Source organism: Roseibium hamelinense (assembly GCF_007830545.1).
In the GTDB taxonomy this organism is placed as follows: Bacteria; Pseudomonadota; Alphaproteobacteria; order Rhizobiales; family Stappiaceae; genus Roseibium; species Roseibium hamelinense.
This window is the reverse complement of sequence record NZ_VLLF01000001.1, coordinates 383,258-409,617: the sequence shown is the minus strand read 5'-3', so window position 1 is coordinate 409,617 and position 26,360 is coordinate 383,258. Positions and strand designations below refer to the sequence as shown.

The window sequence follows — 26,360 nt, the reverse complement described above, 5'->3', positions numbered from 1 at the left end:
TTGTTGAGCGGCAACAACAGCCGTGCTCGTATACATCACTGATGATTACGGCAGGTTAATGCCGCAAGGCCAGTCAAGAGTAATCCTGCCGGAGTTATATTGCCCGCAGCAAGCCGTGCAATCCCTCATTTACGACGCGCGCCGCTCCGTCCACTCGACTGCGAGCGCCCGCGCATGTGCATCCACTGCCAGAACATCATCGACGCCCGCGAACCGGACCCCGCCATGCTGCTGAAGAACAGCGTCAACGGTCTCGCCCACCAGCCTTGCAATATCGAGAAACGCAATCCTGCCGGTCAGAAAAGCCTCCACAGCAATTTCGTCGGCCGCGTTCAAAGCCGCCGTTGCAACGCTGCCGTGATCCAGCGCATCCATTGCCAGTTTCAAGGCCGGGAACCGGCCAAGATCCGGCGTTTCGAATGTTAAATTCGCGATTTTTCCAAGATCAAGCCGCTCGACTGGCGCGGACATACGCTCCGGCCATGCCAGACACCGGGCGATAGGCGTCCGCATGTCGGGCGCACCAAGCTGGGCAAGCAGGGATCCATCGGTGTACTGAACCAGCCCATGAACAATCGACTGCGGATGTACAAGTACGCCGAGCTGGTCCCGCCTAATCGGGAATAGATGAAAGGCTTCAATAACTTCAAAGCCTTTGTTCATTAGGGTTGCACTGTCGATCGTAATCCGGCGCCCCATCTCCCAATTCGGATGCTTGAGGGCCTGTGCCGGCGTGACCTGCTCCATCTCGGCAAGACTGAGAGTGCGAAACGGGCCGCCCGACGCGGTCAGAATCACCTTCTCGACTTCGCTGGCATTGTCGGCTTCGAAGACCTGAAAGATGGCATTGTGTTCGCTGTCGACCGGCAGGATGCGTACACCCATGTCTTCCGCAGTCCGCATGAACAGATCGCCGGCTGAAACCAGGCATTCCTTGTTGGCAAGAGCAAGAATCCGGCCGGGTTTTAAGGCGGCCAGTGTCGGCTTTAGTCCGGCCGAGCCGACGATACCGCCGACCACCATATCGACAGGCCTGTCGACGGCTTCGAGGACAGCTGTCTCTCCTGCACCGGTTGCTATCCCTGACCCGCTGAGCGCACTGGACAAGGCCAGCCCACTTGCTTCGTCCGCGCAAACGGCACAGTCCGCATCAACGGCACGCGCCAAGTCGGCCAGCTCAACGGCTTTTGAATGGGCGACAACGGCAACAATAGAGAACCGGTCCGGGTTGCGCCTGATGAGATCAAGAGTGCTTTTCCCGATCGACCCGGTAGCACCAAGGACCGTAATCCGCATCGGCTGATCCGTGCTTCCAGCAGACTTTCCAGGACGGCGTGCAGCCTGGTTTTCTTGATGTGCCGCGTCCATTCTCCCCCCTAATCAGCGCAGCGCCAGTCCGGACATCGGCTCCGCGAAAGTCCCACCAAAGGCCAGGCCAAGTGCTGAGGCGACAATTGCGGCGGCAACGAGCCCGTCCAGCCGGTCCATGACACCGCCGTGCCCTGGAATCAGACCGCTGCTGTCTTTTACATCGAACCGGCGCTTGATCGCAGATTCCATCAGATCGCCGAGCTGGCTGACAATTGACAAGATAGCTGCAAGGCTGGCCCATAGCCACAGCTCTTCCCGTCCGAAAAAAGCGACCAGCGCGACGCCCAACACGATCGAGGCGAGCAATCCGCCAATCGCCCCGGACCACGTCTTGTTGGGCGATACCCTGCGCCATAATTTGGGCCCGCCAAACTTGCGGCCGACGAAATAGGCGCCGATGTCGGTCGCCCAGACCACGATCAGCAAGTAGAACAGGAACATCTGCCCACCGGGCCCGGCACGGGCTCCGAGCAACGCATAGAGCGCGAGACCGCTGTAAAGAATCCCCTCGGCCGCCCACCGGGCGGTCTTGCTGCCCTGGCCCAATACAAATGCGCCGATGGCGCCCATCGGGACCAAAAGCAGCGCTAAACCGGCAAAATCCAGGGAAAAGGCGCCTGCGACCGCAACAAGAACAGCATAACCGGCGAACGCCCGCCTGGACGTATCCTGGGTGCCGGTCACCGCAAACCATTCCTTTAAGAACACCAACATGCCGATCAGCGCGATGACGGAAAAAAGCAGCCCCCCAAACCAGGCAATTGCCAGGATTGCAGGACCCAGGGCGATCGCCGACAGCAACCGGGCTTTCAGATCGGACATTTTGGAAGCGCCAGCCCCTTTCGGTTGGTCTGACGTCATTACAGGGCCTTCGCTGTCAATCCGCCAAACCGCCGGTCACGGCTGTAAAACGCATCGAGAGCCGCGTCGAAATCGGCGGCATCAAAATCCGGCCAATAGGTCGGACAAAAGTAAAACTCTGCATACGCAGCCTGCCACATCAGGAAATTTGACAGGCGCTGTTCCCCGCTCGTGCGGATGATGAGATCTGGATCGGGAATACCGGCGGTATCAAGCCGGTCTTCGATGGCCCGCTCATTCACCTCGTCCGGCGAAATCCGGCCTTCGGCAACCTCTTTTGCCAACCTGCCAACTGCGCGCGTAATCTCGTCGCGCGCACCGTAGTTGAACGCGACGACAAGAGTGAGACCCGTGTTGTTGCGGGTCAGATGTTCCGCATCCACGAGCAGCTTGAGAATGCTGGGCTCGAGATCGTCCCGCTCCCCAATCACCTTAATGCGCACATTGGCATTATGGATCTCGGTCAGATCACGCTGAAGGAAACGGCGCAGCAATCCCATCAAGAACGACACTTCCCCCTCCGGCCGGCGCCAGTTTTCGGAGGAGAAGCTGTAGATGGTCATGTATTTCAAGCCGATCCGAACGGCGTGACGCACCGTCCGACGCAATGCTTCCAGCCCGTGCCGATGGCCTTCAGTCCTCGGAAGGCCCCGAGCCTTGGCCCACCGGCCGTTGCCATCCATGATAAACGCGACGTGCTCCGGCAAGTCGCCACTAACACGGCTGACCTGCGGAGCTTCAACGCTTCGATCTGGAGTGGCGGTCATGAAACGGCCTCACGCACGGGGCAAAACAGGTCCTGAAAATCAGACCTGCGAAATTTCCTGCTCTTTTCTCTCCAGCATGCTGTCAACTTCGGAGATCATCGAATCTGTGAGCTTTTGCACCTCGTCAGAAGCAACCCGGTTGTCGTCTTGGCTGATGTCGCCATCTTTTTCAGCCTTTTTCGCAGAGTCCATTCCGTCGCGGCGCACATGCCGGATCGCGACCTTGGCCTGTTCGGCGTATTTATGCGCTACCTTGATCAGTTCCTGGCGGCGCTCCTGGTTGAGCTCAGGGATCGGCAAGCGAAGCAGCTGGCCGTCAACAACCGGGTTGAGACCGAGGTTAGACTCGCGAATTGCCTTTTCGACAGCCGCCACCATGCCCTTGTCCCATACTTGGATGGCCACCATACGCGGCTCGGGAACGGAAACCGTTCCAACCTGGTTGAGAGGCATTTGCTGGCCGTAGGCATCAACGGAAATTGGATCCAGCATGCTTGCCGAAGCGCGGCCGGTGCGCAGACCGGAAAAATCGGTTTTAAGAACCGACAAAGCCCCTTCCATGCGGCGCTTCAAATCATCCAGATCGACACCTTCTACCGGCATGTTGTCCTCACTTCATTTTTGTTTCTTGATCAATCATCAAAAGCCGGGCGCCAAGATGGCACAGCTGCGCCGAAACACAAGAGGCGCCCGATGCTTATTGGCAAAAGAATCAGCCTTCGACAACGGTATAAGTGCCAGTCTCGTTTAACACGCTGACAAGTGACCCGGGGGTGTGAATGGAAAACACCACGACCGGAATCTGGTTGTCGCGTGCCAACGCAATCGCCGTTGTGTCCATGACCTTGAGATTGCGTTTGATGATGTCTTCATAGGTCAAGGTGTCGTAGCGTTCCGCATCCGGGTTGACCTTCGGGTCCTCGGAGTAAACGCCGTCCACCTGGGTGCCTTTGAGAAAAGCATCGCATTTCATTTCCGCAGCCCGCAGTGCCGCACCGCTGTCAGTGGTGAAAAACGGGTTGCCCGTCCCGCCTGCAAACACGATGACATCGCCATCTTCCATATAACGGTCGGCAACACGTTGCGAGAAGGTCTCACAGATGGATGGCACAGAGACCGCAGACAGAACGCGGGCATTCACCTTCAACCGGCGCAGCGAGTCGGCCAGCGTCAGGGAATTCATAATCGTGGCGAGCATTCCCATGTGGTCGCCGGTTACGCGATTGCCGCCTTTTGCCGCCACCGCAACGCCGCGGAAGATATTGCCGCCGCCAACCACGACACCCACCTGAGCCCCCAAGGCCACCGCATCCGCGATCTCGTTTGCGATCCGCTGCACGATCATCGGATCGATGCCGAAGGACTGGGACCCCATCAGGGCCTCACCGGACAGCTTCAGGAGAATACGTTTCCAGCGGAGTGGCTTGGACATGGCAGCATCCTTTTTCTTATAAATTGTCTTCTAAAAAAAAAGCGCCGGTCAATGCCGGCGCTTTCGAAGCTTACTGCCCGGTGGCGGCGGCCACCTCTGCGGCGAAGTCTTGCTCTTCCTTCTCAATCCCTTCGCCAAGGGCGAAGCGGACAAAGCCGGAAAGTTTGACATCGGTGCCGAGCTCTTTCGCGAGAGCTTCAACAGCCTGTTCGACTGTCTTGTCCGGATCAATGACGAATGCCTGCTTTTCGAGGGTCACTTCCTCGTAAAACTTGCGCAAACGGCCTTCAACCATCTTTTCGATGATGTTTTCAGGCTTGCCGGATTCGCGGGCCTGTTCGACGAAGACGGTCTTCTCACGCTCAACAACAGCCGGATCAAGTTCCGCTGTGTTCAGGGCGAGCGGGCTGGTTGCCGCAACGTGCATGGCGATCTGACGGCCAAGTGCGTTCAGCTTGTCCGCGTCTCCGGAAGATTCCAGCGCAACGAGCACGCCGATCTTGCCGAGACCATCGGAAACTGCACCGTGAATGTAGGTCGCAACAACGCCGGAATTCACAGACAGAACCGCCGTGCGGCGAAGCGTCATGTTTTCGCCGATGGTCGCGATCGCGTCGGTAACCGCGTCGGTCACGCTCTTGCCGTCGATCGTTGCCGCAGACACGGCTTCAATCGAGCCGTCCGTGGTTGCAGCAACTTGTGCGACCTTGGAAACCAGCTCCTGGAAACCTTCGTTGCGGGCAACGAAGTCTGTTTCGGAGTTGAGTTCGATGACCGCCGCCTTCGTGCCTTCAGCAGCGACGCCAACAAGGCCCTCAGCCGCAACGCGGCCAGCCTTTTTAGCTGCCTTTGCCAGGCCTTTGGTACGCAGCCAATCAACAGCCGCTTCCATATCACCGTCTGTTTCTTTCAGAGCGGTTTTGCAGTCCATCATGCCAGCGCCGGATTTCTCGCGGAGCTCTTTTACCATCGCAGCGGTAATGCTCATCGATTGCCTCGTGGATGGGGGGTTTAAGATATGACCCGGTTTAGCCGACAGCTTCCGGTGTCTTTATGACGGGTCTGCAACAAAATGCAGCCCCTGGGGTAAATTCAACAAGTTCCTGACGCAGAACGGGCCTACGCCAGGAACACTATCAAATTAGGCCTGTGCCGCAGCCGCATCGGCTTCGGCAGGTGCCTCAGCAGGTGCGTCCACGAGGACCTCTTCAACCGGAGCTTCTTCAGAAGCACCGACATCCATGCCGGAAGCACCTTGTGCACGGGAAATACCGTCGATCGCAGCGCGCTGGATCAGATCGCAATAAAGCGTCAGAGCGCGGCCGGCGTCGTCGTTGCCCGGGACCGGGTAAGTGATTCCATCCGGGTTGCAGTTCGAATCAAGGATCGCTGCAACCGGGATACCCAGACGGCGGGCTTCCTGAATGGCGATTGCTTCGCGGTTGGTATCGATCACGAACAGAAGGTCCGGGATACCGCCCATGTCCTTGATGCCGCCCAGGTTCCGCTCAAGCTTTTCGCGCTCACGGTCCATGAACAGACGCTCTTTCTTGGTCAGCGCGTTGGCCGCGTCGGAACCAAGAGTTTCTTCGAGCTTGCGCAAACGCTGGATCGACTGGGAGATGGTCTTCCAGTTGGTCAGCATTCCGCCCAGCCAACGGGCGTTAACGAAGTACTGAGCAGAGTTGCGCGCAGCATCGGCGACCGGCTCCTGAGCCTGGCGCTTGGTGCCGACGATCAGAACGCGGCCACCGGCAGCAACTGTGTCGGACACGGCCTTCAGCGCCTGGTGCAGCAGCGGCACGGTCTGCGCGAGATCGATGATGTGAACGTCGTTGCGGACACCGAAGATGTACTGGCCCATGCGCGGGTTCCAGCGGTGCTTCTGGTGGCCGAAGTGCACGCCAGCTTCGAGCAGCTGACGCATGTTAAAGTCGGGCAAAGCCATGGCCCTGTACCTCCTGATTTTCCGGTTTTACCTCCGCAAGGAGTTTTGGACCAAAGGTTGGCGCATGTACCGCCGCACTCCGGTCACCGGATGGACATCCGATAAGCTCGGTATCCGCTCCTTGCGTGTGGAATGCGCGCCTTATAGTTGGGAAGAAATATTATTTCAAGGTCCGGCCTGCGCTTTTCTGCAGCAAAAAACGCGCGGGCGCAGCCGTGAAGGACCCGATACCACAGCCCGCTCCGTGGCCTTGGAAGATCACCCCAAGGCGGAGGGTGAACCTCATTCGCCTTCGATCAAGGCCTTTGCCTTTGCATAGCAAGGCTTGCTGATGCTTGAGGAGCGGGAGTAGAGACAAGCCAAAACCTTGTCCGTGCCAGCTCCGACCCCGCCGCATTGGGCCTTGATGTCATTGCCGCAGGTTTGCTGGAGCGCTGCGGCCTGATCGCTGCCGTGAAGACTGTTCAGGCTGGCGGGAAGCATCTTCTTGAAGGTGCTGCTGCCGGTCACCTTCGCAAGCTCGGGCTTGCAGGTGCCCGAAACCTTGGTGTCATGGGCGAACAGGCACGCCGATACGCGGCCCCGCCCTTCCTTAACACCCTTGCAGAGGGTGTCGATATCGACCTTGCATGCCGTCATGAGCGAGCTGGCCTGCGCATCCTGCCGGGCGTCAAAAGCAAGGCTTGCCGCGAGAACGCTGACACTGACAACAATTCCTGACAAACGGGACATGGTCTGATCTCCCGGGTTCGCGCGACACCAACATTCCACAGGATACGGCACCACCGTTTGAAACGGAAGCGGCAAACGGCTGTCCGGTTCTGAACTCTTCGCGAGCTGTTCGGTCAGGCCATCTGCACGTCAGTTACACCGGGCACAGCCTTGAGAGCACTCGCGATTTCGGGCGACAAGCGGAACCGCCCGGGCAGTTTCACCTCAACCTCGCGCGCACCTTCGTCCAGCAAAACCACAATGGTAACATCACCTTCACCGCGTATCTTCAAGTGGCGTGACAAGCTGGCAATCGGCCGCTCATCACGCAGGAACACACGCATGCTTTTTTGAACCCGGGACAGAACCGTTTCGAGCGGGTCCACCTGTTCGATGCGAATCGAAGGCTCGTCATCGCGCATGTCGGCTCCCACGAGCAGCATGACCGAGCGGCCGGGCTCCAGCACATCGCGGAATTGTTCTAGTTTTTCCTTGAAGAGCAGTCCTTCGAACTGCCCGGTCGCATCGGACAGGCGCACGATGCCCATCCTGTTCCCGGTCTTCGTCTTGCGCTCCTGTTTGGAAATGACAGTCCCTGCCAGCCGTCCGGCGGAGGCTCCCTTTTTCACCGCCTCGGCAAATTTGGACCAGGGCTGAACGCGCATTTTCTCCAAAACACCGTTGTATTGGTCCAGCGGATGGGCCGACAGATAAAAACCGATGGCGGCATGTTCCCGGTTGAGCTTTTCCTCAGCGCTCCAGGGCTGGACGTCAGGAAGCTGCAGGGGCTCCTCGCCGCCGCCACTAAACATGTCATTCTGGCCGATGGCGGCGTTTTCCTGGGTCCGCTGTGCCAGGCCCATAATCCGGTCGAGGCCTTCCAGAACCCGGGCCCGATTGGGCTCCAGCTCGTCAAAAGCCCCTGCCGCAACCAGGTTTTCCAGCGTTCGCTTGTTCAGGAATTTCGGCGAGATCCGGCGGGCAAAATCCCCCAAATCCTTAAACGGCCGATCACCGCGCACTTCAACGATGTGCTCGACCGCCTGCTCCCCGACGCCCTTGATCGCGCCCATGGCATAGAGGATCTTGCCGTCGGCAACATCGAAATGAACCTGACCGTTGTTGATGGACGGCGGCACGATCTCAATGCCCATGCGACGTGCTTCCTGGCGGAAGTCGCCGAGCTTGTCGGTGTTGCCCAGATCAAGCGTCATGGATGCCGCCATGAACTCGACCGGATGGTTCGCCTTCAGCCAGGCCGTGTGATAGGACACCAGAGCGTAGGCGGCGGCGTGGGACTTGTTGAAGCCGTAATTGGCGAATTTGGCCACAAGGTCGAAGATCGTGCCCGCCTGCCCCTTGTTGACGCCCTGCTCGACCGCGCCATCGACAAAACGCGCGCGCTGAACTTCCATTTCGGCGGCGATCTTTTTGCCCATCGCACGGCGCAACAGATCCGCTTCGCCAAGCGAATAGCCGGACAGGACCTGCGCGATCTGCATCACCTGCTCCTGATAGACAATGATGCCATTCGTCTCTTTCAGGATCGGCTCAAGCAACGGATGCAGGAAATTGGGTTCCTGTTCACCATGCTTGACCGCGTTATAGACCGGGATGTTTTCCATCGGCCCGGGCCGGTAGAGTGCAACCAGTGCGATGATGTCCTCAAACCGGTCCGGCTTCATGCCCGCGATCGCCCGGCGCATGCCCTGACTTTCCAGCTGGAACACGCCAAACGTCTCGCCCTTGGCCAGAAGCTTGTAAGTCACTTCATCGTCGATCGGCAGGTTCTCGACATCCACTTCAACGCCGCGCCGGGCGATGAGCGCCACTGCTGTGTCGATGACGGTCAGGGTTTTCAGGCCGAGGAAGTCGAACTTCACCAGACCCGCATCCTCCACCATCTTCATGTTGAACTGCGCAACCGGCATGTCCGACCGCGGGTCGCGGTACAGCGGCACCAGCTGTTCCAGCGGCCGGTCACCAATCACGACGCCCGCCGCATGGGTGGACGCATGCCGGTAAAGCCCTTCCAGCTTTTGCGCCATATTCAGCAGCTTTTCGACGATCTCCTCTTCGCGCGCGGCTTCGCGCAGCCGCGGCTCGTCCTCAATCGCCTGGCCGAGCGTAACCGGATTGGCCGGGTTGGCCGGCACCAATTTGCACAGCCGGTCGACCTGGCCATAGGGCATTTGCAGAACACGGCCGACATCACGCAGCACCGCGCGCGCCTGAAGCGACCCGAATGTGATAATCTGCGCGACCTGCTGACGGCCGTATTTTTCCTGAACATAGCGGATGACCTCCTCGCGCCGTGTCTGGCAGAAATCGATGTCGAAATCAGGCATTGAGACACGTTCGGGGTTCAAGAACCGCTCAAACAGCAATGAGAACCGCATCGGGTCCAGATCGGTGATCGTCAGCGACCAGGCAACCAGTGACCCTGCACCGGATCCGCGGCCGGGGCCGACCGGAATGTCCTGTGCCTTTGCCCATTTGATGAAGTCAGCAACGATCAAAAAGTAACCGGGGAACTTCATCCGTTCGATGATGCCGGTTTCATAGTCCAGCCGGTCCCAATAGTCCTTTTCTTCCAGACCAGGCGCCAGGCCATGTTTGTCGAGCCGGGCCTGCAAGCCTTCTCGCGCCTGGCGCTTGAGTTCGCCTGCCTCGGCCCGCTCGGCTTCCTCCGGATCCGCATCTGCACCGGCAAAACGCGGCAGGATCGGCGCCCGCTTCAGTGGGCGGAACGAGCAGCGCTGCGCAATCTCGAGGGTAGACTCCAGCGCCTCGGGAAGATCGGAGAAAAGCTCGACCATTTCCGCGCGGGACTTGAAATGGTGTTCCGCCGTCAAGCGCCGGCGGTCGTCCTCGATGATCACGCGGCCCTCGGCGATGCAGATCAGCGCATCATGAGCCTCATAGTCTTCGCGTTTGGGGAAAAATGCCTCATTGGTGGCAACAATGGGCAAGCCGAGATCATAGGCAAGGTCGAGCATCGCCGCCTCCGTGCGGCGTTCCTCTTCCATCCCATGGCGCTGAATTTCGACGTAACACCGGCCGGGAAACGCCCTGGCCAGGCGCTCCAGTCTTTCGCGCGCCTTGTGTTTTTGTTGCGACAACAGGGCAAGGCCGACCGGCCCCAGACTGCCGCCGGTCAGGAGAATTATGCCGCCGGCTTTCTCACATAAATAGTCAATGCTGACATGCGGCCGCAAGCCGGTTTCGGTGTCCAGAAACGCCCGGGACGACAATTCCATCAGGTTCTCGTAGCCGGTCTCGTTCATGGCAAGCAGCACCACGTCAGACAGCCCATCTCCCGATCGGCGGCTGTCGACACCGTCATCAAAAGCAATCGAAAGCTGGCAGCCTGTGATCGGCTGAATCCCTGCCGCCCATGCCTTGGCGGAAAACTCCTGCGCGCCGAACAGGTTACCCGTGTCGGCGATGGCAAGGGCCGGCTGATCGTCCTCCTTGGCCAGATCAAGAAGCTTTTTGATCGGCAAAGCGCCTTCCAGGAGCGATAGCGCAGAATGCACACGCAGGTGAACAAAGCCGGGCGCTGTTGTGAAGGCAACGCTGCCTTCGCCCGCATTGAGACTTATCGCTGCCCGGTCGATCGCTGGCGCGTCCATTTGTTGCCCGTCATCGCTGTTTGAGTCGCGGACAAGTCAACCGGTTCAATCCAAGCATGTCGAGAGGAGACGGACGTTTCCCCCAGCTTCAACAGGGTCAAAACGCCCCCGTGATCAAAGCTTGGCTCCAAACACTCTGCCCAGACTGCGGCACGAACCCGGCCGCAGCTCAACAGGCGGCGTCAATTCTATTGAATGTGAAGCAGAACATCGCCCCAAACGGCGATGGTCGCACCAAAGCACACCAGGGAGCCAAGGGCCGCAAAATCCCGTGCAAAATGAAGCATTATCCCCTCCGACGTAGCGTTATCAACATCATGGGAAAATTATGTTTTCTTTTTGTTCTCTTTGCAAGCACTTTTTGTTCCTATCGAAGCGGGATCGCTTCAAACAGTAATCAAGTGCTTGTTTTTATTTTGTTCTCATGAGATCGACAATCGGCAACGGCTGGCCCGGATCCTCGCTGGCGACCTGTTCAAAGGGTCTCACGCGTGGCAACGGCTGTGTGTGCAGCGTCAGCCCTGTGGTTTGAAAGGTGCGATCTTGCCGTCCTGAAGGGTGATGGCCCGGTCCATCCGCGCCGCGAGTTCAAGATTGTGCGTGGCAAAAAGCGTGGCAACGCGGGATGCCCGTACCAGAGCGGAAAGAGCATCAAAGACATAATTCGCGGTCACGGGGTCCAGGTTCCCCGTCGGCTCGTCCAGCAGAAGCACCCGGGGTGCATTGGCAACGGCCCGGGCAACCGCGACCCGCTGCTGCTCACCGCCGGAGAGTTCGGACGGCCGGTGCTTGGCCCTTGCGCCCATGCGCATGTAGTCGAGCAGCTCTTGCGCGCGCTCGGCGGCAACCTTGCGCGCCAGGCCGGCAATCATCTGCGGCATCATGATGTTTTCCAGCGCAGTGAATTCCGGCAAGAGATGGTGAAACTGATAGACAAAGCCTATGTCGTTGCGCCGGATTTCCGTGCGCGCTTCATCGTTCAAATCCGAACAATTGCGCCCGCCGATAAACACATCCCCGCTGTCTGGCTTTTCCAGAAGTCCGGCAATGTGCAAAAGGGTTGATTTCCCGGTGCCGGACGGGGCGACCAACGCGACCATTTCGCCTGCGGCCAGTGTAAAATCGGCACCGTTCAGGATATGGAGCGGTTGATCGCCTTCGCTGAACGTGCGGGTGATCCCGCTTAAAGCAAGGGCGGGCGCCTGGGTAACATCGGCCATTGATTGCTGGTTCATGGCAGAGCCTATTCGTATCTCAAGGCTTCGACGGGATCGAGCCGGGCGGCCCGCCAGGCCGGATAAAGCGTCGCCAGAAGGGACAGCACCAGCGCCATGACAAGCACCATCACGGTTTCGCCGCTGTCGATGTCGGCCGGCAGCTTGGACAGAAAGTACAGCGTGGGGTCAAACAGCTGGGTCGACGTCAGCCACGAAATGAACTGGCGGATGCTTTCAATGTTCAAACACACAACAAGCCCGAGCAAAAAGCCTGCGATGGTGCCGACACAGCCGATGCTCGCACCGGTGATCAGGAAGATACGCATGACCGCTCCGCGGGTTGCGCCCATGGTGCGCAGGATCGCGATATCGCGGCCTTTGTCCTTCACCAGCATGATCAGCCCGGAAATGATGTTGAGTGCGGCCACCAGGACGATCAGCGTCAAGATGATGAACATCACGTTCCGCTCCACTTCAAGGGCGGAAAAGAAGGTTGTGTTGCGCTGCCGCCAATCGGTGATGAAGGCCGGGCGGCCAGCTCCCTCTTCGATGGCTGATTTCATAAGGCCAACCTTGTCCGGATCGACGACATATATCTCGATCCCGGTCGCGCGGCCGTCCATGTTGAAGTAGCCCTGAGCCTCCGTCAGCGGCATGAAGACGAACGTGCTGTCATATTCGCTCATCCCGATCTCGAATATCGCCGAGATCGGATAGGCCTTGACCCGGGGCGTCACCCCCATGGGCGTCACATTGCCGTTCGGGGACACGATGGTGATGCTGTCGCCCACCGTCACGCCGAGTTGCTGCGCCATTCGCGAACCTACGGCAATCCCCTCCCCCTCGTCAAAACCGTCGAGCGTGCCGTTGCGCACATTGCCGGAAATAAGTGGAACGCGGCGCAAATCGCTTTCGTGCACACCGCGCACCAGCGCGCCAAGGCTTCCGGCCGGCCCGGAAACGAGGGCCTGCCCTTCCACAAAGGGAATTGCACTGACCACATCCGGCACCCCCTCCAGCCGGACCGCAACGGCGTCATAATCCGTCAATGCGGTATCGACCGGCTGCACAAGCATGTGACCGTTGATGCCAAGGATCTTTCCCAGCAGCTCTGACCGGAAACCATTCATTACCGCCATAACGATGATCAAGGTGGCCACACCCAGCATGATCCCGGCGAAAGAGAACCCGGCAATCACCGAGATGAAGGTCTCGCGTCGCCGGGAGCGCAGGTAACGTCCCGCGATCATCCATTCAAAAGGGGCAAACGGGCGCGTTGGCGGCCCCCCGGCCTGTTGGTCGTCAGCTTCGACTGTGTTCGACACGTTGATGTCCCATCCGCTTCAAAGCGCCGCCCCCGGAGCGCGAATCCCTCTTGAGAGGATCGGCGAGCCAGCTTACGCCGTCAATGCCGCCACCAGCTTGTTCAAGGTCGCTTCTGGGGACAGCATTTCCTTTTCCCCCGTTGCCCGGTCCTTAACCTCGAACAAACCGTCCTTGAGCCCGCGCGGCCCGCCAACAACCTGGAACGGAAGCCCGATCAGATCCATTGTGGCAAATTTCGCGCCGGCCCGGCCGTCGGTATCATCGTAAAGCACTTCGATACCAGCGGCCTCGAGCTTGGCATAAAGATCCTCACACGCACCATCGGTCAGCGCATCGCCCGCCTTCAGGTTGACCAACCCGACATGGAACGGAGCAACGGATGCCGGCCAGATAATGCCATCGTCGTCATGATGGGCCTCAATCAGGGCACCGAGAAGGCGGGACACGCCAATGCCATAAGATCCCATGTGGACCGGCACTTCGGTGCCTTCGGAGGTTGCCACCTTGGCATTCATTGCATCGGAATATTTCGTACCAAAATAGAAGATGTGGCCAACTTCGATGCCGCGTGCCGAAACCCGGCGGTCTTCGGCAATCGCACCGAACGCGGTCTCATCGTGCATTTCATCGGTTGCCGCATAAGGTGTTGTCCAAGCCTCCACGATCGGAGACAGATCCGCGAAAAAGTCGGTGTCGGCCGCCGGGGTGTCGAGATCGAGCAGTGCCTTGTCCAAAAACACCTCGCTTTCGCCGGTAGAAGCCAGAATGATGAATTCGTGGCTCATGTCGCCGCCAATCGGTCCGGTATCGGCTTTCATCGGGATTGCCTGCAGCCCCATCCGCTCGAACGTGCGCAGATAAGACACAAACATCCGGTTATAGGCATGACGTGCGCTTTCCTTGTCGATATCAAAGGAATAAGCGTCCTTCATCAGGAATTCGCGTCCTCGCATGACACCGAAACGCGGGCGGACTTCATCCCGGAATTTCCATTGGATGTGGTAGAGGTTCAGCGGAAGGTCTTTGTAGGAGCGCACCGACGAGCGGAAGATATCGGTGATCATTTCCTCGTTGGTCGGACCGAAAAGCATGTCGCGCTCATGCCGGTCGGTGATGCGCAGCATTTCTTTGCCGTACGCGTCGTAACGCCCGCTTTCACGCCACAGATCAGCCGGCTGGATCGTCGGCATCAAAAGCTGAACCGCACCGGCACGCGCCTGCTCTTCCTCGACAATGCGCTCGATCTTGCGCAGAACCCGGAGCCCGAGCGGCAACCAGGAATATATGCCAGCCGATTGCTGGCGAACCATTCCGGCGCGCAACATCAACCGGTGGGAAACGATTTCGGCTTCCTTTGGCGTTTCCTTGAGGATCGGCAGAAAATATCGGGACAGGCGCATAAACGGGTCTCTTGTATTCTATCAAGAAAAGGATGGTGCGCAGTCAAAGCGCAAGCCGTTGGGAAACACAAGCCCCTGCCCGGAATGCAGCCGATTTTTCCGGTGTTTTCATAAGGCAGGAAATGCCGGGGTCACATCCGCGAAGGTTAATTCAGCGAGAACCAGCACCGCCAGATAAAGAGGCAAGCACAAAAATTATGCTTAATACGACAAAAAGGTGACAAGCATAGTTTCGTCATATATGTTCCAGCCTCATAAGAACAAGGGGCGGTCGATAACTGATGATTTGACCCCTACAGGCATCGCGGTCTGAGTCTTGGGAGGAAGAACCTGCTTGGCGCACCTTCGGGTCCGCAGCCGACGCTGAAAAGCAAAAACAGCTTAATGCGTAGTGCGGGTGATTAGTCGCGGAACTTTTAAGGCAGAGCTTGGCTCTGCCTTTTTCTTTGTCCCGGCGATGGTTTTCGCAAGAGCAATGCACATCCAACAATCGCACGCATCCGGGTTACCGGCTACGCGCTCATTGGCCGGGCGTCAGCCTTCGGTGCGGTAGGTCTTTGGCCCCGGAATCGGCAGGTCATCAAGAGTCAAACCGGAATTGCGCACACCCAGGTAGCTGGCAAACACAATGCTGGCGACGATCGTCGTGATCACGAAAATCTTCTTGAAATGAGGCTTTTCCGGTGCGCCCGGTTCAGAACCGGGAAGCACCTCCCCAGCCTCCACCTGAGAGCGCTTGAACCCGAATGGCAGGACCGCGAACAACACGATCCACCAAATCATGAAATAGACTGCAATTCCGAATACGACCGACATAGGTGCCTTACGCTTGTTCCAGTTCCGTGAGAGTGCCGAGAAAATCCTTGGGATGCAGAAACAACACCGGCTTGCCATGGGCACCGATCTTAGGCTCTCCGCTGCCCAGCACACGCGCGCCATCGGCCACCAGCTTGTCCCGGGCGGCGAGAATGTCATCGACTTCGTAGCAAACGTGATGGATGCCGCCGGACGGGTTCTTTTCCAGGAATTTCGCGATCGGAGAATCGTCGCCAAGCGGCTCCAGAAGCTCGATCTTTGTGTTTGGCAAATTGATGAAAACCGTGCTTACGCCATGGTCCGGCTGAGCTTCCTTTGCCGATACGTCTGCGCCGAGCGTGTCCCGATACACGGCGGTCGCGGCCTCAATGTCAGAGACTGCGATGGCGACATGGTTCAAACGTCCGATCATTCCTCAAACTCCTCCCGGGTTTTCGGGCAAGCCGTTCATACACGGCTTACCAGCACCTTGCAGAGCGTCTTTTTGCCCCAGACCTCCAGGATCGCTGACCGGCCCGCCCGGCGGGCGGCCTCGGCCATCAGGTCCTTGTCCTTCCGGCGCGCTTTGGGCACGCTGGTCAGCGCACCCTCCACCGCCTCGCGGACAATGTCCTCCATCGGCTCGCCGTCATCGTCGGTGTCGGGCACGCCCATCAGGGCGACTTGCGGCACATCGACCATGTTTCCGGCGCTGTCCAGCGCCAGCGAGATCACCGCGCAGCCCGCAAAGGACAACTTGCGCCGCTCCTTGACCCCGGTGACTTCCGGATCATCCAGGATATTGCCATCCTTGACCCATATCCCGAACGGCGCCTCGTCAATGACACCGGCGGACCCCGCCACCAGGCGGATGACATCGCCGTCGCCGGCGACGACGACTTCCCGCACACCTTGCGCCTTGGCAAACTCTGCATGAGCGGCAAGATGCATGGGTTCGCCGTGAACGGGAACCACGACTTTCGGCTTGATCAGATTGTACAATTGTTCCAGTTCCCCGCGGCGCGGGTGGCCGGACACATGCACCAGCGCATCCCGGTCTGTAACAATATCGACGCCGATCTTCGCCAGATTGTTCATGACATTGATCACGGCCTTTTCGTTGCCCGGAATGGTCCGTGAGGAAAAGATCACCGTGTCGCCCTTGGACAAGCCGATATTGCGGTGATCGCCCGCCGCGATCCGGGCAAGGGCCGCCCGGTCCTCGCCTTGGGAGCCGGTGCACAGCAAAACGGTCTTTTCCCGTGGCAAGTAGCCGTAAGCTTCCTCGTCATGAAACGCGGGAAGACCGTCGAGATAGCCGAGTTCGCTGGCCACCTCGATCACGCGGTGCATGGACCGGCCAACGACAACGACATCCCTCTCGGCAGCCGCTGCGGCAAGCGCTATTGCCCGGATGCGCGCAACGTTCGACGCAAAGGTGGTCACCGCTATCCGGTGCTTGCAAGCCTTCATGACCTTGGTGAGTTCCACGCCGACATCCGACTCGCTCGGGCTGACACCGTCGCGCACCGCATTGGTGCTGTCACACACCAGTGCCATGACACCTTCTTCTCCCAGCTCGCCAAGCCGCTTCATATCGATCGGCAACCCCACGCCCGGGGTCGGGTCGATTTTCCAGTCGCCGGTATGCAGCACCATGCCGGCCCGGGTGCGGATCGCCAAAGCGCAAGGCTCGGGGATCGAGTGCGCCATGGCAACGACTTCTACATCGAACGGGCCAATATCAAGCCTTTGACCTTGCTTGATAATCCTCACCGGCACCTCTTCAACACCCGGCTCGTTTTCAATTTTCGTTTCCAGCATACCGGCGGTGAAGGCGGTCGCATAAACCGGAACCTTCAGGAAAGGCCACAAGTGCATGATCGCGCCATAATGGTCTTCGTGGGCATGCGTTATCACCATGCCGACGATCCGGTCGCGCTCTTCCTCCAAAAACTTGATATCCGGCACCACAAGATCGATTCCAGGAAGGTCCGGGCCGGCAAAAGTCACACCGCAATCCACCATCAGCCACGAGCGGTCGTCTTCCGGTCCGATGCCGTAAAGCGCCAGGTTCATTCCAATTTCACCCACCCCGCCAAGCGGGAGGAATACCAAATCGTTGGCAACTGCCATTAAAACTGCTCCAAAATGTCCAGGAGTCTCGGGCGAGCCCTAGTGCTCAAAGCCCGGAAGGAAGACATCGCCTGCATAGATGGTCTCCTTCCCTCCATTCTCAAGTTCAAGAACGAGATAGCCCCGTTCATCCAAGTCCAAAAAACGGCCAGTCAGCTCCCGCGGCCCCTTGACCGTGATGTGCTGGCCCTTGTGTGCCGCCCGTGCGATCCAATCCCTGCGGATAACCGAAAAGCCGCCCGGTTCCCTCCAGCTGGCAAGACGCTCCTTCAAGGCCTCACACAGGCGGTCAAACAAAAGATCTGCAGAGACGCGATAACCGAGCGCGGCAAGATCCGTGCAGGGATACAGCCCGTCCTGCGGATGAGCAACGCAATTCACGCCGATCCCGAGCACAACCGCAGTCTTGCCGTTGCTCAAATGCTCAGCCTCCAAGAGGATGCCGGACAGCTTTGCCCCATCCACCAGCAGATCATTCGGCCATTTGAGTTTTGCCAGCCCGAACGTTCCGGCAGCCTTGTCGAGCGCGTCCGCAAGTGCGACAGCGGCAACCAGCGGCAGCTCGCCAATTCGCTCACGCGGTTGCGGATCAATCAGAAGCAGACTCGCCGACAGATTGCCTTTGGGCGAAGACCAGCTCCGCCCAAGCCGGCCCCGGCCGGTGGTTTGCCGATCGGCCCGGATCCACAAATTGCCGGGATCCCCTGCCCGCGCCCGCTCGAAAGCAAGCGTGTTTGTTGACCCGGCGCTTTCATGCCTTTCAATGCGAAGACCCGGCGCCTGAGACGCCGGGTTTGTCATGTTTCGATGTGTCATGTCGAAAGAACTGTAAAGTCCGGTCAGAACAACGACCCCGCAGCGGCATTTGCTGCCTGGACGATCGGCCCTGGCATGAATGCAAACAGGATTACGAATGCACCGGACAGACCTAGCACAACCCGAAGCTCCATCGGCATCGGCTCGAACGGCTCGGCGGGTTCATCGAAGAACATGATCTTGATGATCCGCAGGTAATAGTACGCCCCGACAACCGACATCAGGACACCGATGATTGCAAGCGGATAAAGACCTGCTTCAACCGCGGCCGAGAACACGAACCATTTGCCAAAGAACCCAATGAACGGTGGGATACCCGCCAGGGACCACAGCAGCACAGCCAGAAGAATAGCCATCGGAAGGTTGGTCCTGGACAAACCTGCCAGTTCGCTGGTGTCTTCCACCATGCCCTCTGCGCGGCGCATCGACAGAATACACGCGAACACACCCAAGGTCATGGCAAGGTAAGCGGCCATGTAGAAGACGACACCTTCAACACCGGTCTGGGTCCCGGCCGCCAAGCCGACCAAGGCGTATCCCATGTGCCCGATGGAAGAGTAGGCCATCAGGCGTTTGATATTGGTCTGACCAATTGCAGCAAAAGCCCCCAGCGCCATTGATGCGATCGCAACGAAGACCAGCACCTGCTGCCAGTCGCTGGTGACCGGCTGGAAACCATCGATCACAATACGGACCGTCATGCCCATGGCAGCCACTTTCGGCGCGGCGGCAAAAAACGCCGTTACTGGTGTCGGGGCACCTTCATAAACGTCCGGCGTCCACATGTGGAAAGGAACCGCCGAGATCTTGAAGGCAAGGCCAGCCAGGATGAAGACGAGGCCGATCACGAGCCCGAGCGATGCTCCCTCCTGCGCCAGAACGCTGGAAATGCCCTCAAAGCTGATCTGACCGGTAAAGCCGTATGTCAGCGACATGCCGTAGAGAAGCATGCCGGACGACAAAGCACCGAGAACGAAGTATTTCAGGCCCGCCTCGGTGGAACGCACGCTGTCCCGGTTGATTGCCGCAACGACGTAGAGCGACAGGCTCTGCAGCTCAAGGCCCAGATAAAGCGCGATCATGTCATTGGCGGACAGCATGAGCATCATGCCGAGCGTCGCGAGCACGATCAGGACCGGATATTCGAACTTGTCGAAATTCTGCGACTTGGCGTAGGCCCATGACATGGCGATCGCGAAGAACGAACCGATCAGCACCAGCTGCTTCATGAAATAGGCGAACTGATCCAGCACGAAGGCGCCGTCGAACGTCTCGCCCATTTCGGCACCAAACGGCAGCACGAACAGGGCCGTTGCCGCGATCAGGCCCATCGACATGCCGTTCACCAGGAAGCTGATCCGCTGTCCGCCGAACGCTCCGATCATCAAAAGGACCAGCGCACCGGCTGCCAGAAACAATTCTGGCAACACCGGCATGAGATCTGGCAATTGGGTCATTTCTGACATAGCTCTTGTCTCGTCCTTCAGATCGTTAGTTCGCGCCGACAGCAGCTTGCTGGACGGCGCCAGCAGCTTCGATCGCCGCGTGATAATTGTTCAAGAGATTATCGACCGCGCCTTGTGTCACATCCAGGATCGCCATCGGATAGAACCCGAAAAAGATCGTCAGGAATATCATGGGGATCAGGATAACCTTTTCCCGCAGATTGAGATCGAGGATCGACTTCAGGTTTTCCTTGGTGATTTCGCCAAACACCACACGCCGGTAAAGATACAGCGCATAAGCTGCCGACAGGATCACACCGAAGGTCGCAAAGAACGCCACCCATGTGTTGACCTGGAATGCACCCATGAGGGTCAGGATTTCACCGACAAAACCGGACGTTCCCGGCAGGCCAACGTTCGCCATCGTAAAGATCATAAACGCGACCGCGTATTTTGGCATCCTGTTGACCAGTCCGCCATAGGCTGAAATCTCACGGGTATGCATCCGGTCATAGATCACACCGACACACAGGAAGAGCGCGCCGGAGACGATGCCATGCGACAGCATCTGGAAGATACCGCCCTGCACGCCCTGCTCGGTCATCGTGAAGATGCCCATGGTCACATACCCCATATGAGCGACCGATGAGTAGGCGATCAGCTTTTTGATGTCTTCCTGCGCCAATGCGACCAGCGAGGTGTAGATGATTGCCACTACCGACAAAGTGAAGACGAATGGCGCAAACATCTCTGATGCCAGCGGGAACATCGGCAATGAGAACCGCAGGAAACCATAGCCGCCAAGTTTCAGCAGGATACCGGCCAGGATAACCGACCCTGCCGTCGGAGCTTCGACGTGCGCGTCAGGCAGCCAGGTATGCACCGGCCACATCGGCATTTTGACCGCAAAGCTTGCAAAAAACGCCAGCCAGAGCCAGGTCTGCATCGTTGCCGGGAAAGGATGGTCCAACAGAACCGTGATATCGGTCGTGCCTGCTTCCCAATACATCGCCATGATTGCGATCAGCATCAAAACCGACCCGAGCAGCGTGTAAAGGAAAAACTTGTAGGACGCATAAACACGCCGTGCTCCGCCCCAGACACCGATGATCAGGAACATCGGAATAAGGCCGGCCTCGAAGAAGATGTAAAACACCACCAAGTCCAGCGCACAGAATACGCCGATCATCAGCGTTTCCAGCACCAGGAACGCAATCATGTATTCGCGCACGCGGTTCTGGATCGCGTTCCACGACGCCAGAATACAGAACGGCATCAGGAAGGTCGTCAGAATGACGAACAGGATCGAGATGCCATCAACACCCATCTTGTAGGTGATGGTGCCACCGAGCCACTCGCGGTTTTCAACGAACTGAAAACCCGGATTGGAGTAGTCGAATGCAATCCAGATGAACAGTGACAGGAAGAAGGTGAACCCGGTGGTGACAAGAGCCAGCCAGCGGATCTGATTTTTCGCCTTCTCGTCATCCCCGTTTGCAATCAGGATGAACAGCACCCCGACCAGCGGCAGGAAGGTCGTCAGGCTGAGGATTGGCCAATCAATCATCAGTTTGCTCCCCCTGCACCGGTAAACATTGACCAGGTGATCAAGGCAGCGACCCCGACCAGCATGGCGAATGCATAGTGGTAAAGATAACCGGTCTGAAGCTTCACAACCCAGGTGGTCACATTCTGAACCCGTGCAGCAACACCGTTCGGACCAAAGCCGTCAATCACCGTGCCGTCTCCCTTCTTCCAGAGAACGCGGCCGATCCACATGGCCGGGCGAACGAAGAGGAAGTTGTAGAGCTCATCGAAATACCACTTGTTGAGCAGGAACTGATAAAGTCCGGAATGCTGCTCTGCCAGACGCTTCGGCGTCTCGGGAGAGCGGATGTAAAAATACCAGGCGACCACAAGACCGAGGACCATCGCGATAAACGGCGAAACCTTCACCCACTTTGGCACTTCGTGCATCGCATGAAGCACGTGGTTGGTCTCACTGGTGAACAGTGCCCCTTTCCAGAAGGCTTCGTAGGCCGCTTCGTCGTAGAAGAACGAACCGTAGAATACGACACCGGCCAGAACCGCACCGATCGACAGGATGAACAAGGGAACGGTCATCACCAGAGGCGATTCATGAACGTGTTTCATGACATCAACCGGTGCACGCGGTTTGCCATGGAAGGTCATGAACGTCAGGCGCCAGGAATAGAACGACGTCAGCGCCGCAGCGACAACCGTCAGCCAGAAGCCGTAAAGCGCCATCGAATTCGGATGATCACCACCGGCGGCGGCATAGGCCGCTTCAATGACAGCGTCCTTGGACACAAACCCGGCAAACCCGATATGCGTCAGCGGAATGCCCACACCGGTCAGGGCCAGTGTTCCGATCATCATTGTCCAGTAGGTGATCGGAATGTGTTTGCGTAGACCGCCCATTTTGCGCATGTCCTGCTCGTCCGAAACCGCGTGGATGACCGACCCCGCGCAAAGGAACAACAGTGCCTTGAAGAAGGCGTGCGTAAACAGGTGGAACACACCGATCGAATAAGCACCAACGCCGAGCGCTACGAACATGTACCCGAGCTGAGAACAGGTAGAATAGGCAATGACGCGCTTGATGTCGTTTTGAACCAAACCGATAGTCGCGGCGAAAAACGCGGTTGTTGCTCCAAAGAACGTCACCACCACCAGCGCAGTGTGGGAATATTCGAAAATCGGCGACAGGCGCGCGACCATGAACACACCGGCCGTCACCATGGTCGCAGCGTGAATGAGCGCGGAGACCGGGGTCGGGCCTTCCATAGCGTCCGGCAGCCAGGTGTGCAGCAGGAACTGCGCCGACTTACCCATCGCACCCATGAACAGCAAAAGGCAGACCACGGTGATCGCGGTATCGGCCGACAAATGGTAGCCCAGGAAGGTCATGACCTCCCCTTCTTCACCTGCTACAGCGCCGACATTTGCAAAAATCGTCGATAGGTCGATGCTGTTGAACAGGAAGAAAACGCCGAAGATACCGAGCGCAAATCCGAAGTCTCCGACCCGGTTGACGACGAAAGCTTTCATCGCAGCCGCATTCGCGGCCGGCTTCTTGTACCAGAAGCCGATCAGCAGGTAGGACGCCAGGCCAACGCCTTCCCAGCCGAAGAACATCTGCAGCAGGTTGTCGGCGGTCACCAGCGACAGCATCGCGAAGGTAAACAGCGACAGATACGCAAAAAACCGGGGACGGTGCGGATCGTGGTGCATGTAGCCAATCGAATAGACATGCACCAGCGCTGAAACGCTGTTGACCACCACCAGCATGACAACGGTCAATGTGTCGACCCGGATAGACCAGGACACATCAAGCGCGCCCGCCGTGATCCAGCGCATGATTTCGATCTGATACAGCGCGGTTTCGCCATATCCAACAGAGAAGAACGCCACCCAAGACAGAAGCGCTGCGACAATCACCAACCCGCTGGTGATGTATTCCGATGCTTTCGCACCGAGCTGGTTTCCAAACAGACCGACAATCAGAAAGCCGATCAGGGGAAGGAACAGGATAGCCTGATACATGGTGTGTCCCTAGCCCTTCATCATATTCACGTCTTCCACAGCGATGGAACCGCGGTTCCGGTGGAAGACAACGAGGATCGCAAGGCCGATCGCAGCTTCCGCAGCGGCGACAGTCAGCACCAGCATGGTGAAGATCTGTCCCATCAGATCACCGAGGAAGTGTGAGAAGGCGACAAAATTGATGTTGACGGCCAGGAGCAAAAGCTCAACCGACATCAAAATGACAATCACGTTTTTCCTGTTCAGGAAGATCCCGAAGATCCCGATCGTGAACAGGATCGCCGCGACCGACAAATAGTGCGACAGACCGATTTCCATGGGCGCCTCGCCGTGCTCCCCTCGCTTTACCCCAACCGGCAGGCAGCGCGGAGGTTTCGCTGCAAGCCAGATTTTCGAATTGCGCCGCTTCGGACGCTTTTTTAAAGGCCTTTGCCCGTCTCGACTTTGCGGACTTCGATGGCCGTCTCCCGGGTCCGGGCAACCTGAACATTGATGTCCTGGCGTTTGACATTTTCCTTATGGCGCAGTGTCAGGACAATCGCCCCGATCATCGCAACCAGCAGGATCAAGCCCGCGACCTGGAAGAAGAAGATGTATTTCGTGTAGAGAACCTGACCGATCGCCTCGATGTTGGAGACCTGGTCAAGCGGCGGCATTGGCTGCGCCCCCTGTGCGACGATCTCCGGTGCAATCACCCAGGCGCCGAGCGCAAGAAGCAGTTCGACCAGTAGGATCAAACCGACCAGCGCGCCAACCGGCAAATATTGCAAGAACCCCTGGCGAAGCTCGACGAAATCAACGTCGAGCATCATGACAACAAACAGGAACAAAACCGCGACCGCGCCGACATAAACGACGATCAGCAGCATTGCCAGGTATTCCGCTCCCAAAAGAATGAACAATCCGGCCGAGTTCACGAACGCGAGGATCAAAAACAAAACGGAATGAACTGGGTTGCGCGACGCAATGACCATGAAGGCCGATGCGACGGTTATCCCTGCAAAGAGATAGAAGAAGAGCCCGCTCAGGATCATAGGATAAACCTGCCTGTCGTCTGGCCGGAACCGGCCTTTGGAAAGGGCCGCCTCAGCCTGATCGTGAGACGGTCCAAAGTGAAGTTGCGTCCAGCTCCTAACGGTAAGGAGCGTCCATTTCAATGTTGCGCGCGATTTCACGCTCCCACCGGTCGCCATTCGCCAGCAGTTTGTGCTTGTCGTAATACAGCTCTTCGCGCGTCTCGGTGGCGAATTCGAAATTCGGTCCTTCGACGATGGCATCTACTGGGCAAGCTTCCTGACAGAAACCGCAGTATATGCATTTCACCATGTCGATATCGTAGCGGGTCGTCCGGCGCGTGCCGTCATTCCGCCGGGGACCGGCTTCGATGGTGATGGCCTGAGCCGGGCAGATCGCTTCGCATAGTTTGCAGGCAATACACCGCTCTTCGCCGTTTGGATAACGCCGCAGAGCGTGTTCACCGCGGAAGCGCGGACCGACAGGTCCCTTTTCGAACGGGTAATTCACCGTTGGCTTTGGCTTGAAGAAATACCGCATGGCGAGGAAAAACGCCGACACGAACTCCTTCAAAAACAGCGATTTGGCGGCTTGATCAAGTCCCATCGCCCTGTTGCCTTCCTTCTCCGCTCAACCGGTCAGCGTGCTGCCGGCCCAATATCCGATGACCGGAAACCCGACCATCCCCACTGCATAAATCAGCCCCTTCAAGAGGCGTGCATGCCGGGCGGCAAATCCGCCGTCCCCGCCTGCCTGTCTGTTTTTCATCTCCGTCGCCTGCAGCATCCCTTTCAGGATCTTCGCGTCAAGCCAACCGAGATAAAGCCCGACCGCCGCTCCAATCAGACCGACAATCGATATACTCACCCTTTCGGCGCCCAGTCCATGAACTGCAGGACACCGGCAACGATCACGACCATGGCCAGTGACAGCGGCAGGAAGACTTTCCATCCAAGGCGCATCAACTGGTCATAGCGGTACCGCGGCACCATTGCCTTCACCATGGCGAACATGAAGAACACCAGGAAGGACTTCAAAAGGAACCACACCACGCCCGGAACCCAGGTGAACGGTGCGAAATCGAACGGAGGCAGCCACCCGCCCATGAACATGATTGCCATCAGGCCGCACATCAGCGAGATGGCAACATATTCACCGAGCATGAACATCATGTACGGGGTGGAGCCGTATTCCACCATGAAGCCGGCCACAAGCTCAGATTCAGCTTCCGCCAGATCAAACGGTGGACGGTTTGTCTCCGCCAATGCCGAAATGAAGAAGACCACGAACATCGGGAACAGCGGCAGCCAGTACCAATTCAGGATCGACAGCCAAGGCAAACCGATCGCCGTTGCCAGACCCGTTTGCTGGGAATTGACGATTTCCGTAAGGTTCAAAGAGCCGGCACACAGCAGGACCGTGACGATCACAAAGCCGATGGAGACTTCATAGGACACCATCTGCGCCGCTGACCGGAGCGCCGACAGGAACGGGTATTTCGAGTTCGAGGCCCACCCGCCCATGATAATGCCGTAAACCCCCAGAGAAGAGATCGCGAAGATGTAGAGAATTCCGACATTGATATCCGCGATCACCCAGCCATCGGCAACGGGCATCACCGCCCAGGCCGCCAAAGACAAAAGCACTGTGACCAGCGGCGCCAGGAGGAACAGCGTCTTGTTCGACCCGTCTGGAATGACCGGCTCTTTCAAGACGAATTTCAAAAGATCGGCAAAACTTTGCAAAAGTCCCCAGGGACCAACCACGTTCGGGCCGCGGCGGATTTGAACGGCCGCCCAGATCTTGCGGTCCGCGTAAAGGATGTAGGCGACAATCACCAACAGGCAGACCAGCATCAGCACACTCTGGAAAGTGATCCAGAGAAATGGCCAGCCATAGGTTGTCATGAAGTCTGACAT

Annotated in this window: 24 protein-coding genes; all 24 read right to left on the bottom strand. The window is 58.0% G+C overall.

What is annotated here, in order from left to right:
* Positions 1-129: 129 nt before the first annotated feature.
* Positions 130-1,368, bottom strand: coding sequence for a 1-deoxy-D-xylulose-5-phosphate reductoisomerase (gene dxr / locus JM93_RS01945; RefSeq protein WP_208994867.1), 1,239 nt, complete (start codon positions 1,366-1,368; stop codon positions 130-132).
* A 12-nt stretch (positions 1,369-1,380) separates the two neighbouring features.
* Positions 1,381-2,232 (bottom strand): phosphatidate cytidylyltransferase, encoded by an 852-nt coding sequence (locus JM93_RS01940; RefSeq protein WP_208994865.1) that lies wholly within the window; start codon positions 2,230-2,232, stop codon positions 1,381-1,383.
* Positions 2,232-2,999, bottom strand: a complete 768-nt coding sequence (locus tag JM93_RS01935) for an isoprenyl transferase (protein WP_145340378.1) — start codon at positions 2,997-2,999, stop codon at positions 2,232-2,234. Before JM93_RS01935 ends, JM93_RS01940 begins: the two co-directional genes overlap by 1 nt.
* A 39-nt stretch (positions 3,000-3,038) precedes the next feature.
* Entirely contained in the window at positions 3,039-3,602 is a 564-nt protein-coding gene (gene frr / locus JM93_RS01930; protein ID WP_145340377.1) for a ribosome recycling factor, read from the bottom strand.
* 109 nt (positions 3,603-3,711) lie between these two features.
* The gene (gene pyrH, locus JM93_RS01925) at positions 3,712-4,431 is read right to left on the bottom strand and encodes a UMP kinase (protein ID WP_145340376.1); all 720 of its coding nucleotides are present in this window, start codon (positions 4,429-4,431) and stop codon (positions 3,712-3,714) included.
* A gap of 70 nt (positions 4,432-4,501) precedes the next feature.
* On the bottom strand, positions 4,502-5,419 hold the full coding sequence (tsf, locus tag JM93_RS01920) for a translation elongation factor Ts (protein WP_145340375.1): 918 nt from the start codon (positions 5,417-5,419) through the stop codon (positions 4,502-4,504).
* 153 nt (positions 5,420-5,572) lie between these two features.
* Positions 5,573-6,379 (bottom strand): 30S ribosomal protein S2, encoded by an 807-nt coding sequence (rpsB, locus tag JM93_RS01915; RefSeq protein ID WP_145340374.1) that lies wholly within the window; start codon positions 6,377-6,379, stop codon positions 5,573-5,575.
* Positions 6,380-6,661: 282 nt separating this feature from the next.
* Entirely contained in the window at positions 6,662-7,111 is a 450-nt protein-coding gene (locus JM93_RS01910) for a cysteine rich repeat-containing protein (protein WP_145340373.1), read from the bottom strand.
* A gap of 113 nt (positions 7,112-7,224) precedes the next feature.
* Entirely contained in the window at positions 7,225-10,725 is a 3,501-nt protein-coding gene (gene dnaE, locus JM93_RS01905) for a DNA polymerase III subunit alpha (RefSeq protein ID WP_145340372.1), read from the bottom strand.
* Between the two features lie 515 nt (positions 10,726-11,240).
* The gene (locus JM93_RS01900) at positions 11,241-11,945 is read right to left on the bottom strand and encodes an ABC transporter ATP-binding protein (RefSeq protein ID WP_145340985.1); all 705 of its coding nucleotides are present in this window, start codon (positions 11,943-11,945) and stop codon (positions 11,241-11,243) included.
* A gap of 23 nt (positions 11,946-11,968) precedes the next feature.
* Positions 11,969-13,192 carry a lipoprotein-releasing ABC transporter permease subunit gene (locus JM93_RS01895; protein WP_145340983.1) on the bottom strand — a complete coding sequence of 408 codons (1,224 nt, stop codon included), beginning with the start codon at positions 13,190-13,192 and terminating at the stop codon, positions 11,969-11,971.
* 147 nt (positions 13,193-13,339) lie between these two features.
* Entirely contained in the window at positions 13,340-14,668 is a 1,329-nt protein-coding gene (gene proS / locus JM93_RS01890; protein ID WP_145340371.1) for a proline--tRNA ligase, read from the bottom strand.
* A 534-nt stretch (positions 14,669-15,202) separates the two neighbouring features.
* Positions 15,203-15,484 carry a DUF1467 family protein gene (locus JM93_RS01885; RefSeq protein WP_145340370.1) on the bottom strand — a complete coding sequence of 94 codons (282 nt, stop codon included), beginning with the start codon at positions 15,482-15,484 and terminating at the stop codon, positions 15,203-15,205.
* Between the two features lie 7 nt (positions 15,485-15,491).
* Positions 15,492-15,896, bottom strand: a complete 405-nt coding sequence (gene mce, locus JM93_RS01880) for a methylmalonyl-CoA epimerase (RefSeq protein ID WP_145340369.1) — start codon at positions 15,894-15,896, stop codon at positions 15,492-15,494.
* A gap of 35 nt (positions 15,897-15,931) precedes the next feature.
* On the bottom strand, positions 15,932-17,599 hold the full coding sequence (locus JM93_RS01875) for a ribonuclease J (RefSeq protein WP_145340368.1): 1,668 nt from the start codon (positions 17,597-17,599) through the stop codon (positions 15,932-15,934).
* Between the two features lie 39 nt (positions 17,600-17,638).
* Positions 17,639-18,400 carry a biotin--[acetyl-CoA-carboxylase] ligase gene (locus tag JM93_RS01870; protein ID WP_145340367.1) on the bottom strand — a complete coding sequence of 254 codons (762 nt, stop codon included), beginning with the start codon at positions 18,398-18,400 and terminating at the stop codon, positions 17,639-17,641.
* A gap of 38 nt (positions 18,401-18,438) precedes the next feature.
* Positions 18,439-19,881, bottom strand: a complete 1,443-nt coding sequence (nuoN, locus tag JM93_RS01865; RefSeq protein ID WP_145340366.1) for an NADH-quinone oxidoreductase subunit NuoN — start codon at positions 19,879-19,881, stop codon at positions 18,439-18,441.
* Positions 19,882-19,906: 25 nt separating this feature from the next.
* Positions 19,907-21,427 (bottom strand): NADH-quinone oxidoreductase subunit M, encoded by a 1,521-nt coding sequence (locus JM93_RS01860; RefSeq protein ID WP_145340365.1) that lies wholly within the window; start codon positions 21,425-21,427, stop codon positions 19,907-19,909.
* A complete protein-coding gene (nuoL, locus tag JM93_RS01855) occupies positions 21,427-23,427 on the bottom strand; it encodes an NADH-quinone oxidoreductase subunit L (RefSeq protein ID WP_145340364.1) in 2,001 nt (666 codons plus the stop codon). The genes JM93_RS01860 and nuoL overlap by 1 nt, the downstream gene beginning before the upstream one ends.
* A gap of 9 nt (positions 23,428-23,436) precedes the next feature.
* A complete protein-coding gene (gene nuoK / locus JM93_RS01850; protein WP_145340363.1) occupies positions 23,437-23,745 on the bottom strand; it encodes an NADH-quinone oxidoreductase subunit NuoK in 309 nt (102 codons plus the stop codon).
* A gap of 101 nt (positions 23,746-23,846) precedes the next feature.
* Positions 23,847-24,461, bottom strand: coding sequence for an NADH-quinone oxidoreductase subunit J (locus JM93_RS01845; RefSeq protein WP_145340362.1), 615 nt, complete (start codon positions 24,459-24,461; stop codon positions 23,847-23,849).
* A gap of 97 nt (positions 24,462-24,558) precedes the next feature.
* Positions 24,559-25,047 carry an NADH-quinone oxidoreductase subunit NuoI gene (gene nuoI, locus JM93_RS01840; RefSeq protein ID WP_145340361.1) on the bottom strand — a complete coding sequence of 163 codons (489 nt, stop codon included), beginning with the start codon at positions 25,045-25,047 and terminating at the stop codon, positions 24,559-24,561.
* A 24-nt stretch (positions 25,048-25,071) separates the two neighbouring features.
* On the bottom strand, positions 25,072-25,308 hold the full coding sequence (locus JM93_RS01835) for a hypothetical protein (RefSeq protein ID WP_145340360.1): 237 nt from the start codon (positions 25,306-25,308) through the stop codon (positions 25,072-25,074).
* A complete protein-coding gene (gene nuoH, locus JM93_RS01830; protein WP_145340359.1) occupies positions 25,305-26,360 on the bottom strand; it encodes an NADH-quinone oxidoreductase subunit NuoH in 1,056 nt (351 codons plus the stop codon). Before nuoH ends, JM93_RS01835 begins: the two co-directional genes overlap by 4 nt.

Coding starts and splice junctions, on each gene's coding strand:
- dxr (WP_208994867.1), bottom strand. CDS start 1,368: ATGGACGCGGCACATCAAGAAAACCAGGCTGCACGCCGTCCTGGAAAG.
- JM93_RS01940 (WP_208994865.1), bottom strand. CDS start 2,232: ATGACGTCAGACCAACCGAAAGGGGCTGGCGCTTCCAAAATGTCCGAT.
- JM93_RS01935 (WP_145340378.1), bottom strand. CDS start 2,999: ATGACCGCCACTCCAGATCGAAGCGTTGAAGCTCCGCAGGTCAGCCGT.
- frr (WP_145340377.1), bottom strand. CDS start 3,602: ATGCCGGTAGAAGGTGTCGATCTGGATGATTTGAAGCGCCGCATGGAA.
- pyrH (WP_145340376.1), bottom strand. CDS start 4,431: ATGTCCAAGCCACTCCGCTGGAAACGTATTCTCCTGAAGCTGTCCGGT.
- tsf (WP_145340375.1), bottom strand. CDS start 5,419: ATGAGCATTACCGCTGCGATGGTAAAAGAGCTCCGCGAGAAATCCGGC.
- rpsB (WP_145340374.1), bottom strand. CDS start 6,379: ATGGCTTTGCCCGACTTTAACATGCGTCAGCTGCTCGAAGCTGGCGTG.
- JM93_RS01910 (WP_145340373.1), bottom strand. CDS start 7,111: ATGTCCCGTTTGTCAGGAATTGTTGTCAGTGTCAGCGTTCTCGCGGCA.
- dnaE (WP_145340372.1), bottom strand. CDS start 10,725: ATGGACGCGCCAGCGATCGACCGGGCAGCGATAAGTCTCAATGCGGGC.
- JM93_RS01900 (WP_145340985.1), bottom strand. CDS start 11,945: ATGGCCGATGTTACCCAGGCGCCCGCCCTTGCTTTAAGCGGGATCACC.
- JM93_RS01895 (WP_145340983.1), bottom strand. CDS start 13,192: ATGATCGCGGGACGTTACCTGCGCTCCCGGCGACGCGAGACCTTCATC.
- proS (WP_145340371.1), bottom strand. CDS start 14,668: ATGCGCCTGTCCCGATATTTTCTGCCGATCCTCAAGGAAACGCCAAAG.
- JM93_RS01885 (WP_145340370.1), bottom strand. CDS start 15,484: ATGTCGGTCGTATTCGGAATTGCAGTCTATTTCATGATTTGGTGGATC.
- mce (WP_145340369.1), bottom strand. CDS start 15,896: ATGATCGGACGTTTGAACCATGTCGCCATCGCAGTCTCTGACATTGAG.
- JM93_RS01875 (WP_145340368.1), bottom strand. CDS start 17,599: ATGGCAGTTGCCAACGATTTGGTATTCCTCCCGCTTGGCGGGGTGGGT.
- JM93_RS01870 (WP_145340367.1), bottom strand. CDS start 18,400: ATGACAAACCCGGCGTCTCAGGCGCCGGGTCTTCGCATTGAAAGGCAT.
- nuoN (WP_145340366.1), bottom strand. CDS start 19,881: ATGTCAGAAATGACCCAATTGCCAGATCTCATGCCGGTGTTGCCAGAA.
- JM93_RS01860 (WP_145340365.1), bottom strand. CDS start 21,427: ATGATTGATTGGCCAATCCTCAGCCTGACGACCTTCCTGCCGCTGGTC.
- nuoL (WP_145340364.1), bottom strand. CDS start 23,427: ATGTATCAGGCTATCCTGTTCCTTCCCCTGATCGGCTTTCTGATTGTC.
- nuoK (WP_145340363.1), bottom strand. CDS start 23,745: ATGGAAATCGGTCTGTCGCACTATTTGTCGGTCGCGGCGATCCTGTTC.
- JM93_RS01845 (WP_145340362.1), bottom strand. CDS start 24,461: ATGATCCTGAGCGGGCTCTTCTTCTATCTCTTTGCAGGGATAACCGTC.
- nuoI (WP_145340361.1), bottom strand. CDS start 25,047: ATGGGACTTGATCAAGCCGCCAAATCGCTGTTTTTGAAGGAGTTCGTG.
- nuoH (WP_145340359.1), bottom strand. CDS start 26,360: ATGTCAGACTTCATGACAACCTATGGCTGGCCATTTCTCTGGATCACT.